Genomic DNA, 15,030 nt, shown 5'->3' with positions numbered 1-15,030 from the left:
TCTTGTTTTACCACTAAACTACACCCGCATATGTTATTTTCTTTTCTTCGTTAGCGCCGTTGCCCTATCGACAATATTTATTATATGTATAACCACACATAAAGTCAACACCTTTTTTAAAAGAGGATAAATTTTCTTATCCTCTTTTAAAAACTGCTTGTTCAACTAGTTGTCCGTCTAACGTTTCAAAACGAACTTCCATTTGATTTTCATCCATTTCTAATAAAGAAAATGTCTTTTCTACACGCTGACGTGGTAATAAAATACTGCCTGGATTAATAAATAAAACGCCCTCGATTAATTCCGCACCTAATACGTGAGAATGTCCAAAGCATGCAACTTGCGCTCCCACTTCTTCAGCATGGTACGCTAGCGTTTGTAATGTCATTTTCACATTATGGCGATGTCCATGCACAACTAAGAAGCGAATTCCATCTACATCAGTTACAATTTCATCTTGAAAGTTAGCATAATCACAGTTTCCTTTTACAACACGGAAACCTTGCAGTTCTTCATGAGCAAGCGTTAGCTCTGAATCACCGCAATGAATCATGATATCTACTTTCCCTTCATATTTCTCTTTCAACTGCTGTAATTCCTTCACAGAGCTATGACTATCACTTACGATTAAAGCTTTCATCATTCTCTCTCCCTTATTCTCCTAAAAACCATTCCGGGATTTTTTCTTCTAATTTACGAAGAGCACGGCCACGATGGCTAATAGCATTTTTCTCATCTGAACTTAGTTCCGCCATCGATTTTTTATATTCTTCCACATAAAAAATCGGATCGTATCCAAAGCCATTTTCTCCGCGGCGTTGTTCTAAAATAAATCCTTCACATGTCCCGTTTACAATGACAGGCTTTTTATCACCTTCAGGGAAAGCAACTGCTAATGCACAATAGAAACGAGCTTTACGCTTTTCAAACGCTACTTCATTTAATTCTTGTAAAACTTTATCAATATTCGCTTGATCATCTTTCGGCTCTCCAGCAAAACGAGCTGAATACACGCCTGGTTTCCCGTTTAACGCATCTACAATAAGACCTGAATCATCCGCAATTACAATTGCATTCAACTGTCTACTCAAACTATCCGCTTTTAAGATCGCATTTTCTTCAAATGTTTCACCAGTTTCTTCGACTTCTTCAATATGCGGAAAATCGTGTAATGATTTCACTTCTAAATCAAATCTCTCAAATAACTCAGCAAACTCACGTACTTTACCCATATTTTTTGTCGCTACAACAACTTGTTTCATACTTTCCACCTCTACTCTATATGAGATACGATGTCACCTAAAGCTTCTTTTTGCATATCAATCAGTTGGAAAATGCCTTGTTCCGCAGCATCAAGTAGTTCATTTAACTGCGCTCTACTAAACGTCGCTTCTTCTCCAGTTCCTTGCACCTCAACAAACTGGCCTTTTCCAGTCATAATCACGTTCATATCAACGTCTGCTTTAGAATCTTCTGCATAGTTTAAATCTAAAACAACACCTTGCTCTTCAACAATTCCTACTGACGTTGCTGCTAAATAATCTTTTACTGGAATTTTAGATACTTTTTCTGCTTGTAATAATTTCTCGAAAGCTAATACCATCGCTACATATGCACCTGTAATAGAAGCTGTTCTCGTTCCACCATCTGCTTGGATGACATCACAGTCAATCCAAACTGTTCTCTCGCCAAGCGCTTCTAAATCAACTACCGCACGTAATGCTCGTCCAATTAGACGTTGAATTTCCATTGTACGTCCTGTTACTTTCCCTTTGCTTGACTCCCTAATCGTACGTTGTTCTGTTGCACGCGGAATCATCGCGTATTCAGCTGTTACCCAGCCTTTTCCTTCTCCACGCATAAATGGCGGGACACGCTCTTCAATTGTTGCTGAGCAAATCACCTTTGTATCCCCAACTTCAATTAATACAGATCCCTCTGGATGTTTTAAATAATTCGTATGAATATGTATATGGCGTAATTCTGTTTTCTCTCTACCATCTACTCGCATAAAAATAACCTCCTCATAACTACTTGTTAGTATAGCCAAATTTAAATGTATGATATGTATACAATAAAAGAAGAGGAACCCAAAAAGCAATTCCTCTTTCTTACTTAAGTATATCAAATTATTGACGATTAAAAACTACCTGTATTCACGTTTTCTGGACGATCTACAGGTTTTATTAACTTTCCGCCCTTTTCATCTATAAGATTTGCTTTTCCATTTACTTCAATAGAAATATTTTTCACACCTTTCTTTTCTGTTAAAGATAAAACTAACGACTTCAATACGTAATTTGAAATCATATTTTTATCTGGGTTTACAAATATATTTTCATTAAAGTTTAATGTAAGATTTCCGTCTTGTAATTTCGGATTCGTAATAAGCTTAACGCCTGGATTAAAATCATTTAGGAGCGATTGATGGATCGGGCCTTTTACAAGCTCATCTATAATTGCTGCATAGTCATTTTCTTTACCTTCCGCAACGCGGCGTGTGACTGGTACGTAGTATTGCTGTTTATTATTATTTTGCGCCATAAAATACAGTGTGACTGGTTTTGTATTTGTTACATCTGTTACTTGTTCATCATCGAAGTTAATACCATTTGCACGGCTCACTCCTTCACCAAGCGGTGTACCACCAACCGGCATTTTTGCCAATTTCTCACCATTTATTTGGAACTGCACTTGTTTTATCTCTGTAAATTGAGTCAACGTCCAAGCTATAGATTCAACGATTTGACGCTCTTCTTCTTTCGCATAGTTTTTCATTTCTTTAGAGAAATCAATAACTGCCGTTCCGTCCTTTTTCAAATCTAAGGTCATCGTTGTATTCGCCGGAATGACTGCACGAAACCCATTCGGTAATAAATTCGTTACCGGTCCATCTTTCACAAGGTATTCTAACGTTTGCTTCACAGTCTCATTTGCTTTCGGAGTAGGTATAGCTAACGTTTGTGGTACAACATAACCATTTTTATCAACAAGGTATAGTTCTCTATTTACCATTTGCCCTTGCTTATCTTTTTTAGCTACTTCTTTCTTCCCACCCTCTGTATACGTAACTTGTTTTGGCGGATCAATTTGTTCAGTTGCTTTCTCTTGATTTATAAAGCCACACCCTGTTAGTAAAACAGCGCTCACAGTAGCACCAACAACCCATTTAAAAGTGGATTTAGGCATGCCATTCCCCCCTAAAATCTAAGTTTGTACTATTATGTATACGAGCTGTTTCACGTTTTAGAACAAGCTGTGCCTCTTATAAATTGAAACTTTAATCAGCAGGGGTCTTACTACCCAGCAAATAGCAAGATAAAACAAAAGCTCCTGATTTCTCAGGAGCTCACTTATATAAATTCTACTATTATTCTTTTTCTAAATGAATATGCTTCACATTTTCAATCGGTTGACCAAACCATTTTGATGCAATTTCTTTAAACAAGCCTATTTTTCCTGTTGTTAAGAAGAGATGATCGCTTTGTTCTTCTCCTTCATTCAACATTTTACTATGATATAAGATTGTACTTACTTCACGTGCTGTTTCATCACCAGAACTAATTAGTTGCACTTTATCTCCCATTACTTTTTTAATAACAGGTCCTAAAATCGGATAATGTGTACAACCTAATATAAGTGTATCAATATCGGTACTTTTCAGTGGTTGCAGCGTTTCTCTTACAACTTCATACGCCATTTCACTTTCAAAATTCCCACTCTCTACAAGTTCAACGAAAGGTGGACAAGCTAAACTTTCTACCATAACACGGTTATTAATAGACTTTAACGCCTCTTCGTATGCACCACTTTTCACCGTTCCAATCGTTCCAATAATCCCAACGTGATACGTGTTTGTCACTTTTAAAGCTGTACGTGATCCTGGGTGAATAACTCCTACTACTGGAATTGGTAATTGTTTTTGCATCTCTTCTAATACAACTGCAGTTGCTGTATTACACGCAATAACTAACATTTTAATATTTAAATCTAGTAAATGCTCCGTCATTTCCCACGTAAATTGACGTACTTCTTCTCGAGAACGTGGACCATAAGGACAACGTGCTGTATCTCCTAAATATATGATACGCTCTTTCGGCAACTGACGAATTAATTCCTTCGCTACTGTTAAACCGCCAACTCCTGAATCGATAACACCGATTGCTCTATTCAACTTCATCACCCGTTTTCTCATTCATCATCTTTTATGTTTATCATTATATTTTACACACTTTAAGTTCGCTCACTTCAAATGCTTCTGTATGAAAATTTTCATTTGCCCATGTATAGACTAGGACCTTTTTTATTTTGCTCCTTTTTTTCGTAATTTGCAAGATAGAAAAATAACCGACCTTCTATAAGAAAGTCGGTTTCTTCTATATAAAGTGCATATTCATTGCTCCATCTTTTTTTGAAAAGAAGACATTCCCATTAATAAGAAGAAATGAGCAGAAATTAAAATGACGATAATTTATTTACAGCCCTTTTTATAACCTTACCTATTTCCACGCTAGACTGTGGATTTTGCCCTGTAATTAAATGCCCATCTACTACCACATGCGGCGTAAAATTAGGCGCTACATAAAACAAAGCTCCTTCTTCTTTCAACTTACTTTCTAACAAAAACGGAACGCGCTTTTCTAAATGTACAGCTTTTTCTTCATCGTTTGTATAACCTGTTATACGCTTACCGGCAACAAAAAACGAGCTATCCTTATTTTTCACACCGACTAAGGAGCTTACTCCGTGACAAACAGCCGCTACAATCCGGTTATTGTTATACATATTCTCAATCAAATTTGCTACATATGGATTGCCTGGAAAATCTACAATCGCCCCGTGCCCACCACCAAATAAAACCGCATCATAATCCGAGAAATGAACATTTGAAATCGGCCTCGTATTTTGTAATAAAGAAGCTACATGCTTGAATTCGCGAGGTATACCATTCGGAATAGACACTCTATCTATAGGCACTCTCCCGCCTTTTATTGACACAATATCAACATCAAACTTAGCCTTTTTAAATACATGATAAGGAGCTGCGAGCTCTTCAAGCCACAAACCCGTCGGGTGTCCATTCATATCATGAGCACTTGTTGAAACTAACAGTATCCTTTTCAACATATCCCCTCCTTATTACCTATTTATGTATGGAGTGTTCTTATCATTCATATAGCAAGTGAAGCAAACAAAAAAATAGCCGACTCTTTGTATAAAAGTCGGCTGCTTTCTTATAGTTCGAGCTCTCCCATACGAAGAAGCTCCACAACTGCTTGTGAACGTCCTTTAACCCCTAGCTTTTGCATTGCGTTTGAGATATGGTTGCGAACTGTCTTTTCACTTATAAAAAGTTCACCTGCAATTTCCTTCGTTGTTTTATCTTGAACCAGCAATTCAAATACTTCTCTCTCTCTCTTTGTGAGTAAAGGTTTAGATTGATACGCTTTTTCCTTCAACTGGTATAACCCTCCTTGCTTAAGCCAGAGCTGTGTATGTGTAAGTTGGGTGTTTATTTAGTCAAGATATTGTATGAACGAAATGTGCAGGTGGTGAATAAAAATGGGCTTTATTTCCTATGTTATTTTAGACTTTTATACAGTGCGTACACTCTTTTTATCCACTTACTTTCCAACGCGCCATATTTGTTCTAGCAATATACTTACAACCGTACCTACAAATAAACCATTACCGAATATATATTGCATAATAGACGGCAAGGATTGGAGTGCTCCGGACGGTAAAAACATTACGCCGCTGCCAAATAATACTGCAACGCCTAAGATCGTTACATTCCTTTCACTCATCGGCACTTGTTTTATATTATTAAATCCAATTCCAATTAACTGTATGAACGAAGCCATTAAAACAGCCGATGCAACAGCTGATGGTAAAGATGCTAAGTAACGAATAATACTTGGAAAAAGAGACATTACGACTAGTAATGCACATGCCATTAAGAACGATCGTATATACTTTTGTTTTGTTAAACGTATAAATCCTGCCGTTGCTGGTAACGGAACGACACCTACAGTTGAAAATACAGAAGAGATGAGATGTGAAATCCCCCCAACCCATGTTCCATCTTTCAACTGTTTTTGTTCAATAGTCGCTTTATGAATAGTTGCTTGATTAATTGCTATAATAGCTGCCACCGTATTCGAAACTAAAATACATACCATAACGAAACTTGATACAGCCATACCTGTATTCCATTTTGGAAGTCCCCAAGCAAATATATGTGGAAGTTGCACAAAATGAGTTACTTGAGATGGGATTGTCACTTTTCCTGCAATGAGAAAAATAATCCACCCACTAATTAATCCTATTAAAACTGCATAACTTTTGACAAAGCCTTTTCCAAAATTAGATAGTATAATAACGAACAGAAATATACTAAACGCGATCATTGCTGTAAATCCGTCGATTTGAGAAATAGTAGCTGTAATTCCTAACATTCCTTTTAAAAATACACCACTTAATTGTAAACATAATAAAAGTAAAAACGTCCCTGTCACAAGCGGCGTAAATAAAAATAAAATACGTCCTATAAAACCAGTTACTCCTAATCCTATTAAAATAACACCGGAGATTATCATTCCTAATTCTAAAATTTGCAGTGTACTATGTAATTGATCCTGTCCGGCCGTTGCATAAGCAAGTACGGTAAATACACCAACCCAAGATCCAGCCGGCCCATCCGCAATTGGCAGTCTATGCCCAAGCCACCCTTGTAAAAAAGAAGATATACCAACTACAAAAAACGTACGCTGCATTAAATAAAATATTTCTTCCGTCGTAAGATGAAATAATCCGCCAACGACAATTGGTAGTGCGATTGAATTTGCTAATAAAAATATAAACCATTGCAAAGTTCCCATAATATGATTTTGGTTATGTTGATTGTCCAATTTTTTCATCCCTTCTAGCTTTCCTATAAAAATATATTGTAAGAATAAAAAAGAAGAGTTCTATACTCACCATTAGAACCCTCCTCAAAATATTTAAACGATTCTTCTACACAAGATTATTTAATTCCACCTCATTTAAACTTCCAACAACAATATTTCCTTTATACACGACTAAACGTTTTTCTGTTTGACGCGCTACTGCTTCAGCAGCGCATGTCGCATTCGTCAAAACAAAGCTCGCTTCATCCCCTACATTCGGCCATACTCGCTTCCCTTCATTATTTAACGTTTCTTTTCCTCCTGTAATAAAGCGGAGTGCTTTTCCTAAAGACCTTTCGTCACTCCACCCAAAACGCTCTGCTAATCGATTCGCCTTTTGAAGCATATCACCTGTTCCAAACGGTGACCAATGATCTGTAATGCTATCATTGCCTAATGCAACCTTAACACCTTTTTTATCTAATAACGGAATTGGGATTACTTGTTTACCAATTGGCACTGTTGAAGTAATATCAATATTTACATTTGCGAGTCTTTCTGCCACTTCTTCAGCCTCTTTATCAGTAACACCACCAAGTCCAAGTGCATGACTAATCGTTACACGGCCTTGCCATCCTGCTTCTTCTGTTAAACTTGCCAATCTCTTCATCGTAAACGTTCCAAGATTATTCGCATCGTGCAAATGAATATCAACATCCGCATTAAATTCTACTGCGATATCCATAATTGTATGTAATGACTTTTCGATGTCATTATCCACTGTAGCTGGATCTACTCCTCCGACTAGATGAGCACCCATACGCATCGCATCTTTCACGAGTTGTACAGAATTACTGCGCAATAATCCATGTTGCGGAAACGCAACAATTCTACTAGACACTCGATTTTTATATGTTTCTAATGCCGCTAACGTCGCCTCCAGATTACCAAGCCCAATAATCGGATCGACATTACAATGCGTTCTAATATTCGTTGCACCATTTTGCAGTAGTAACTCTAGCATATTTTCCGCTCTATTTTGGGCAGTCGCTAATTGCTTTGGTAAAATTTTTTCTTCTTCATTAAAACGTGTAAAAATACTTTCTGCTGGCATACAAGCTTTCCATGGGCCACTATAATATGTTTTATCAATGTGAATGTGCATCTCTTTGAAAGCTGGCAACATTAATAAGTTCTTAGCATCAAAAGTTACTATATCTTCCTCTTGAACAATCCCTTTTATAATTTTTTTAATTCGACCATCTTCAATAAGTAAACTGCATAATTCTGTTTCTGTTTGTGAAATTCTCTCTTCTTCATATGTATATCCTGATTCAAGCATTACGTTAGTCAACCAATATACTGTCATCTCTATTTGCCCACCCTTTATTAAAAATCACCTCATAACTACAAGTTTAATATCCACTGAAAATTAAGATAATTAATACGATCACTTCTCACAAAAAAATGTAATACAACCCCATAGTCTTCTCATAAATTTCCATATAGAATAAAAGTATGCAGTTTGATATAAAAAGGAGTTGATTGGAATATGTCAAAAAAGTTATGTAAATCCGAAACTGATAAAATGCTATTTGGTATATGTGGTGGTTTAGGAGAATATTTTGATATTAGCTCTACTCTTATTCGTATCATTTGGGTTATTGCTGTTTTATGTTTTGGGACAGGATTTTTAGTTTATTTCATTTGTTTATTACTTATGCCACGTTCGTACTAACGGCATTATTTCACATACTTAAGAAGAGCAAATCACCTATAGAATCCTATAGGTGATTTTTTCATGAAGAATATTTCATCGTTAAATGTAATACCGCTACTTCTTCTTCTTCATTTTTATAAATATGCTTCTTATTCGCTTCAAATTGAATGGAATCAAACTCATTTAATTCGTATACATCATTCTCCACTTGAATAGACACTTTCCCTTTCATTACCGTTACAAGCTCAATCGCACCTTCATGATGAGCTTCTGGCTCATATATACTATTTGATCGTAAACAAGCGCGGTGCATTTCCATCCCTGTTTCTTTCGTATAACGGAACATCGTTTCTAAATGCCACGCTTGTCCTTCATCTACTGCAAATCCTTCTCCACAGCGCGCAACAGCTACAGGTTCTCCAACAACCATTAATCTGGATAAAGGAATTGATAACCCTTTCGTTATTTTCCAAATGACAGCTAGTGTCGGATTTGTTTCCCCTCTTTCGATCTTTCCTAATGTTAATTTACTAACTCCTGTTTTATGAGCTAATTCTTCTAAACTTAATTTCTGTTCATTTCGAATTTGTCTCAATAACTGTCCAACTTGTTGAATGACTTCTTTCGTTTGCATATCTTCATTTTCTTTCATATATAAAACCACCTTAAAGTATAAAATAGTTTACTTTTAATAATTAAAAGTATATCATAATATACATAATTATTTATTTTCGAAAGGAGTGTTATACTTCATGCGCGCAATTTTATTAGGTCTTTTATCATCGGCCTTTTTTTCTGCAACCTTTATTATTAATAGAGCAATGAATGTATCTGGAACGAGCTGGGCTTGGACAGCTTCCTTCCGTTTTTTATTTGCTCTTCCTATTTTATTCCTTATCGTTTTATTTCGCAAAAACTTTAGGGGATTATGGGAAGAGTTAAAAAAATATCCATTAGCATGGATCGGATGGGGTTCTGTTGCCGGTATTGGTTTTTATTCTTTATTAAGTTTCGCAGCTGTCTTTTCTCCAGCTTGGCTCGTTGCTGGAACTTGGCAAGTTACGATTTTAGCTGGTTTACTACTATCACCACTATTTTTCGTGAAAATAGAAACAAAATCAGGTACGAAACTTGTACGTGGAAAAATTCCACTTCGTAGCTTATATGTTGCATTATTTATTTTACTTGGTGTAATTTGTATGCAAGCAACTGCCGCAGGCCATATTACAATGACTCAGTTCATTTCAGGTTTTTTACCTGTCGTATTAGCCGCTTTCTTATATCCGTTCGGTAACCGAAAAATGATGGAGCTTGTTGATGGACGCCTTGATACGTTCCAACGTGTATTAGGAATGGCAATTGGAAGTCTTCCTATAACAATCTTGCTTGGTATATACGGATTTTCTACTACTGGCATTCCAACATCCAACCAAATGCTTCAAGGATTTTTGTTAGCATTATGTTCCGGCGTTATTGCAACGATGACATTTTTCTTTGCTACTGACTTAGCAAAAGATAACCTCGCTCTACTTGGAGCTGTTGAAGCAACACAAGCTGGAACGATGGTCTTTACCGTACTTGGAGAAATCATTTTCTTAAATGGTTCACTCCCTGGAGGACTTTCTCTCATCGGAATGATTATTATCATGTTAGGAATGGTTGCAAATAGTATTTTAAACCGTTCTGTTCCAGTCGTTAAACAGAAAAAATCGGCATAAAAAAGGGTATGGTTCTATAGAGATGAACCATACTCTTTTTTATTGTCCCCCTATTTCGCCTTATCAGAATAGTATTTCATTGGCTGCTTATACTAAAACTTATGTTATAATACGTTTCATGCGCATTAATAGGAGGTAAATTATGTTAAAAAAAGCAATCGCTGAATTTATTGGTACATTTGTACTTGTATTATTCGGAACTGGAGTGGCTGTAACTGGCGGCGGAATTGAAGGAATTGGAACATTAGGAATCGCCATGGCTTTCGGCTTATCTATTGTAGCTATGGCATATAGCATCGGAACAATTTCTGGATGTCATATTAACCCAGCAGTATCAGTAGCTATGTTCATCAACAAACGAATGAACGCTATGGAACTTTGTTATTATGTATTAGCTCAAATTTTAGGTGGTTTATTAGGAACTGCAACGTTAGTAACAATTTTAAAATCTGCTAAAACACCTTTAGATAATTTAGGACAAAATGGTTTCGGAACTCTTGGTTTATCTGGAGCATTTTTAGTTGAGTTCATTTTAACTTTCGTATTTATTTTAGTTATCGTTGCTGTAACAGGTAAAAAAGGAAGTTCTTCTTTAGCTGGACTAGTAATTGGTTTCACATTAGTTTTAATTCACTTATTAGGAATTCCGTTAACTGGAACATCTGTTAACCCAGCTCGTAGTATCGCACCAGCTTTATTTGTTGGTGGAGAAGCACTTTCTCAACTATGGGTATTCATCGTAGCACCAATTCTTGGTGGTATCTTCGCAGCTATCGTAGGTAAATTCATTTTAAATACTGAAAAATAGAATTTTCAATATTTCTGAATAAAAAAAGGCGAGCCCTCATTATGAGGAAGCTCGCTTTTTTTATTCTTTCATTTTAGACTTTAAATTTGTAACTAATTGATCTACCGTTACATTTGCAAGTACGTTTTCCATCGCTTCTTGCGCTTGCATTAAAATAATTTCTAATACTGATTGAATATTAGCTCCTACTGGACATTCAATGTTGGGATTTTCATGGAAGGAAAATAGCTGTCCTTCTTCTACAACTTCCACTGCTTTATATACATCAAGTAATGTAATTTCTTCTAAATCTCGAGCAAGTGTCGTACCACCTTTACCAGCTTGTACATCAACAAGTCCTGCTCTCTTCAACATTCCTGTAATGCGACGAATCACAACTGGATTTGTATTCACACTACCGGCAATCCATTCAGAGGTACAGCGAGAGTTTCGATCTATCGCAAGTAATGTCAGCATATGAACACCTACTGTAAAACGACTACTAATCCCCATCTGCACACCCTCCTTTTTATTCATTCTATTAAAAGACGACTCTTATCATTATATACTATTTTTAATTTATACATAAAGAAAAAGCATGATTTCAATAGGAAATCATGCTTTTCTCTCATTATTGACGCTTTATAAATTTCGCTAAATCTTTAAATTTCACTTTATCTGAGTAATTCATTACGCCGTTTACGTAAATGCGGCTTGTAACAGCATTTAATACCGCAATTGTCGCCAATAAGACTGCTAATGTTATCGTAATTTCTAGCATACCTGCTTCACCAGCTACAATACGTGAGAAGGTAACCATCGGTGTAAAGAATGGAATGTAAGAACTTACAACGACGATAGTACTATTCGGATCACTTAATGATTTAATACTAATAAAGAATGCAGCCATAATTAAAATCATTACCGGGAAAGATACAGCTTGTAAATCCTCCGTCTTAGACACGACAGCTCCAGCAGCAGCATACATCATCGCATAAAGTAAATATCCCGTAATGAAATAAACAAGAAACATGCTGATAACCTTTGCATCTAATTTCGTAAAGTCAATTGGAATACCAAATAGTGAGGCACTTTCTAAATCGATCCAACCTAACAAATATGGAATAAGATAACCACACGCCAATATGACAAGTTGCAATAACGCCGTTGAAACAACCGCTAAAATTTTCGCATACATCATCGTAAGAGGCTTCACTTTCGGAAGCATTACTTCCATTACACGTGACGCCTTTTCAGATGCAATATTCATTGCGATTGTATTTCCGAACGCTACAATAAACATATATAAAGCAAATGTAAAGAAATAGGCAATTCCGAAAGAAGATGTACGATCTTTTATCGCTTCTTGCTTTACTTGAATTTCTGTTTGTAATTGCTGTGCAATTTCTGTTGAAACATTATTTTTGGCAATCGTCACCATCGTATATTGTTGCTTTAAATATCCTGCCATAATTGCAGAAGTTGCTTGGCTTGGAAATCCATTATACATATATGTAATCGATGGAGCCCCATCCTTTTCCGTCACATGGAATAGACCATCTAAATCGCCTTCTTCTACTTGCTTATGCAGTTTATCAAAATCATCCTTTGAACCAATTGTTATTTTTGCTGATGGCAATAGCTTATTTAGCTCATCTTTTTGTACTTTATATGTGGAACTCTCTACTACAACTGCAATTTTATCTTTATCCTTATTTTTATCATCGCCTGAAGTAAAATGATTAAATGCAAAAATCCCAAACACAACTAAAAATAAAATCGCACTCGTAATTAATGATTTTTTAGATAAAAATGCTTCCCTAAAATAAAATGAAAATACGTGAGAAAATTTACGCATCGTTATTTCGCCCTCTCTACAAAGATTTCGTTTAACGTCGGCTCTAACATTTTGAATTGTCGTAAGCTAACACCTTGCTCTTGCAACTGTTGCAAAATCTTGAGAGCTTCCGCATCGTCTTGTACTTTCACATAAAGAAGGCCTTGTTGTTTTTCATACGATACATGTATAGCTTCTAATCCCTTTTCATTCTCTACTGTATCTTCAATCGTTAAATTACGGAAACCGTATTCTTTCTTAATATCACTTAGCTGTCCTTTTACGACTGCTTCACCTTTTTTCAAAATACATACATGTTGGCAAAAAGCCTCTACTTGTTCCATACGATGACTTGATAAAATAATCGTCTTTCCGCTCTGTACTTGTTCTTCAATAATACTAGCTAACATCCCAGCATTAACTGGATCGAGGCCGCTGAATGGTTCATCTAAAATGAGAAGTTCCGGATTATGAAGAAGAGCAGCAATTAATTGGATTTTTTGCTGATTCCCTTTTGAAAGCTCTCCAGCCGTTTTAAATTTATATTCTGGTATCGCTAAACGCTCTAACCAGTGATCAATAGCGTGATCCACTTCTTTCTTCGACATTCCTTCTAATCTACCAAAATATCGCAGCTGATCTATTACTCTACTTTTTGTATATAAACCTCTTTCTTCTGGTAAATACCCAATTGTTACACCACTATTTCCAAATGCTTTTCCATCCCATGTAATCGAACCTTCATTAGGCGTTAATAATCCGAGAAGCATTTTGATTGTTGTTGTTTTCCCTGCACCATTTCGTCCAAGTAACCCTAGTACTTCACCTTTTGGTAACGAAATTTGCAAACCGTTAACTGCTTTTGATTCCCCAAATTGTTTCGTTAAGTTTTGAATTTGTAAACTCAAGTATAAAGCCTCCCCTTTAGTATCATTCGTACTCTCTTTCAAAGACTATGTTTATTCAAGACAAAATATAGCACCGCGCTTCATCCTCTTATATGTAAACATCGTCATTAATCCATCATTTGTTCTATTTAGTTAAAATTGTAAATAACAAAGTTCTTTTTGTCAATTATAATTGTCATTACGACAATAAAAATTGTCAAAACAACTATTATTATTTTGCTCATCTTTCTAATATAGGACATACTACTATATATACAAAAGACAATATGCAAATGTTCATATAAAAATATTATATTTTAATATATAATATAAAATGATTTTCTAACATCAAGGAGGATACATATGAAGATGAAGAGGGGCATTACCACTTTATTATCTGTAGCGGTTCTATCTACATCACTTGTAGCATGTTCAGGAACACCAGAGAAAACAGTGGCAAAAGAAGAGAAAGTAAAATTAACAGAACAACAATTAATGGCTGATTTATGGTATCAAACAGCCGGTGAAACGAAAGCACTTTACTACCAAGGGTACAACATTGGTCAATTAAAGCTTGATGCAATTCTTGCAAAAGGGACAGAGAAAAAACCTGCTATCGTGCTTGATTTAGACGAAACTGTTTTAGATAACAGTCCTCATCAAGCAATGAGCGTAAAAACAGGCAAAGGCTATCCTTACAAATGGGATGATTGGATTAACAAAGCTGAGGCTGAAGCCCTTCCAGGCGCAATTGATTTCTTAAAATATACAGAGTCTAAAGGTGTAGATATTTACTACATCTCAAATCGTAAAACGAATCAACTAGATGCGACAATTAAAAATCTTGAGCGTGTAGGTGCTCCTCAAGCAACGAAAGAACATATATTACTACAAGATCCGAAAGAAAAAGGAAAAGAGAAACGCCGTGAACTCGTTTCTCAAACTCATGATATTGTCTTATTCTTCGGTGATAACTTATCTGATTTCACAGGTTTTGATGGAAAATCTGTAAAAGATCGTAACCAAACAGTAGCAGATTCAAAAGCACAATTTGGTGAGAAATTCATTATTTTCCCGAATCCAATGTATGGCGATTGGGAAGGCGCTTTATATGATTATGATTTCAAAAAATCAGATGCAGAAAAAGATAAAATCCGTCGCGACAACTTAAAATCATTTGAAGTAAAATAA

At 35.9% G+C, this 15,030-nt stretch carries 17 protein-coding genes; 4 read left to right on the top strand and 13 right to left on the bottom strand.

Annotated elements, in window-relative coordinates:
* Positions 1 to 136: 136 nt before the first annotated feature.
* From HMPREF2590_RS09095 to HMPREF2590_RS09055, 9 genes are all read right to left on the bottom strand, one after another.
* The gene (locus HMPREF2590_RS09095) at positions 137 to 640 is read right to left on the bottom strand and encodes a metallophosphoesterase (protein WP_050822218.1); all 504 of its coding nucleotides are present in this window, start codon (positions 638 to 640) and stop codon (positions 137 to 139) included.
* 13 nt (positions 641 to 653) lie between these two features.
* Complete coding sequence (locus tag HMPREF2590_RS09090) at positions 654 to 1,262, bottom strand: XTP/dITP diphosphatase (protein ID WP_000815944.1); 609 nt, start codon at positions 1,260 to 1,262, stop codon at positions 654 to 656.
* Between the two features lie 11 nt (positions 1,263 to 1,273).
* Complete coding sequence (rph, locus tag HMPREF2590_RS09085) at positions 1,274 to 2,011, bottom strand: ribonuclease PH (RefSeq protein ID WP_001261765.1); 738 nt, start codon at positions 2,009 to 2,011, stop codon at positions 1,274 to 1,276.
* A gap of 128 nt (positions 2,012 to 2,139) precedes the next feature.
* Positions 2,140 to 3,189, bottom strand: a complete 1,050-nt coding sequence (gerM, locus tag HMPREF2590_RS09080; protein ID WP_001126749.1) for a spore germination protein GerM — start codon at positions 3,187 to 3,189, stop codon at positions 2,140 to 2,142.
* A gap of 181 nt (positions 3,190 to 3,370) precedes the next feature.
* Positions 3,371 to 4,180 carry a glutamate racemase gene (racE, locus tag HMPREF2590_RS09075; RefSeq protein WP_000774005.1) on the bottom strand — a complete coding sequence of 270 codons (810 nt, stop codon included), beginning with the start codon at positions 4,178 to 4,180 and terminating at the stop codon, positions 3,371 to 3,373.
* A gap of 275 nt (positions 4,181 to 4,455) precedes the next feature.
* A complete protein-coding gene (locus HMPREF2590_RS09070) occupies positions 4,456 to 5,127 on the bottom strand; it encodes a type 1 glutamine amidotransferase domain-containing protein (protein ID WP_003310977.1) in 672 nt (223 codons plus the stop codon).
* Between the two features lie 107 nt (positions 5,128 to 5,234).
* Entirely contained in the window at positions 5,235 to 5,459 is a 225-nt protein-coding gene (gene gerE, locus HMPREF2590_RS09065) for a spore germination transcription factor GerE (RefSeq protein ID WP_000659484.1), read from the bottom strand.
* A 165-nt stretch (positions 5,460 to 5,624) separates the two neighbouring features.
* Positions 5,625 to 6,920, bottom strand: a complete 1,296-nt coding sequence (locus HMPREF2590_RS09060; RefSeq protein WP_003310976.1) for a purine/pyrimidine permease — start codon at positions 6,918 to 6,920, stop codon at positions 5,625 to 5,627.
* A gap of 97 nt (positions 6,921 to 7,017) precedes the next feature.
* On the bottom strand, positions 7,018 to 8,259 hold the full coding sequence (locus HMPREF2590_RS09055; RefSeq protein WP_050822110.1) for an amidohydrolase family protein: 1,242 nt from the start codon (positions 8,257 to 8,259) through the stop codon (positions 7,018 to 7,020).
* Between the two features lie 183 nt (positions 8,260 to 8,442).
* Between HMPREF2590_RS09055 and HMPREF2590_RS09050 the strand changes: the two genes are divergently transcribed.
* On the top strand, positions 8,443 to 8,628 hold the full coding sequence (locus tag HMPREF2590_RS09050; RefSeq protein ID WP_000038411.1) for a PspC domain-containing protein: 186 nt from the start codon (positions 8,443 to 8,445) through the stop codon (positions 8,626 to 8,628).
* Positions 8,629 to 8,689: 61 nt separating this feature from the next.
* Here the strand turns inward: HMPREF2590_RS09050 and HMPREF2590_RS09045 are convergent, their stop codons facing one another.
* The gene (locus HMPREF2590_RS09045) at positions 8,690 to 9,262 is read right to left on the bottom strand and encodes a helix-turn-helix domain-containing protein (protein WP_000661924.1); all 573 of its coding nucleotides are present in this window, start codon (positions 9,260 to 9,262) and stop codon (positions 8,690 to 8,692) included.
* A 100-nt stretch (positions 9,263 to 9,362) separates the two neighbouring features.
* Between HMPREF2590_RS09045 and HMPREF2590_RS09040 the strand changes: the two genes are divergently transcribed.
* Entirely contained in the window at positions 9,363 to 10,328 is a 966-nt protein-coding gene (locus HMPREF2590_RS09040; RefSeq protein ID WP_050822111.1) for a DMT family transporter, read from the top strand.
* Positions 10,329 to 10,470: 142 nt separating this feature from the next.
* Positions 10,471 to 11,136 (top strand): aquaporin, encoded by a 666-nt coding sequence (locus tag HMPREF2590_RS09035; RefSeq protein ID WP_000913213.1) that lies wholly within the window; start codon positions 10,471 to 10,473, stop codon positions 11,134 to 11,136.
* A 60-nt stretch (positions 11,137 to 11,196) separates the two neighbouring features.
* Here HMPREF2590_RS09035 and HMPREF2590_RS09030 read toward each other — a convergent pair whose 3' ends face one another.
* From HMPREF2590_RS09030 to HMPREF2590_RS09020, 3 genes are all read right to left on the bottom strand, one after another.
* On the bottom strand, positions 11,197 to 11,628 hold the full coding sequence (locus tag HMPREF2590_RS09030) for an Rrf2 family transcriptional regulator (protein WP_000512998.1): 432 nt from the start codon (positions 11,626 to 11,628) through the stop codon (positions 11,197 to 11,199).
* A 118-nt stretch (positions 11,629 to 11,746) separates the two neighbouring features.
* Positions 11,747 to 12,973, bottom strand: a complete 1,227-nt coding sequence (locus HMPREF2590_RS09025; RefSeq protein WP_050822112.1) for an ABC transporter permease — start codon at positions 12,971 to 12,973, stop codon at positions 11,747 to 11,749.
* 2 nt (positions 12,974 to 12,975) lie between these two features.
* On the bottom strand, positions 12,976 to 13,860 hold the full coding sequence (locus tag HMPREF2590_RS09020) for an ABC transporter ATP-binding protein (protein ID WP_000058117.1): 885 nt from the start codon (positions 13,858 to 13,860) through the stop codon (positions 12,976 to 12,978).
* Between the two features lie 342 nt (positions 13,861 to 14,202).
* Here HMPREF2590_RS09020 and HMPREF2590_RS09015 point away from each other — a divergent pair, with 342 nt between their 5' ends.
* A complete protein-coding gene (locus HMPREF2590_RS09015) occupies positions 14,203 to 15,030 on the top strand; it encodes a 5'-nucleotidase, lipoprotein e(P4) family (protein WP_000782768.1) in 828 nt (275 codons plus the stop codon).

Origin of the sequence: Bacillus sp. HMSC036E02 (genome assembly GCF_001836235.1) — a bacterium.
GTDB lineage: Bacteria > Bacillota > Bacilli > Bacillales > Bacillaceae_G > Bacillus_A > Bacillus_A cereus.
This window is presented reverse-complemented; position numbering and strand designations above follow the sequence as displayed.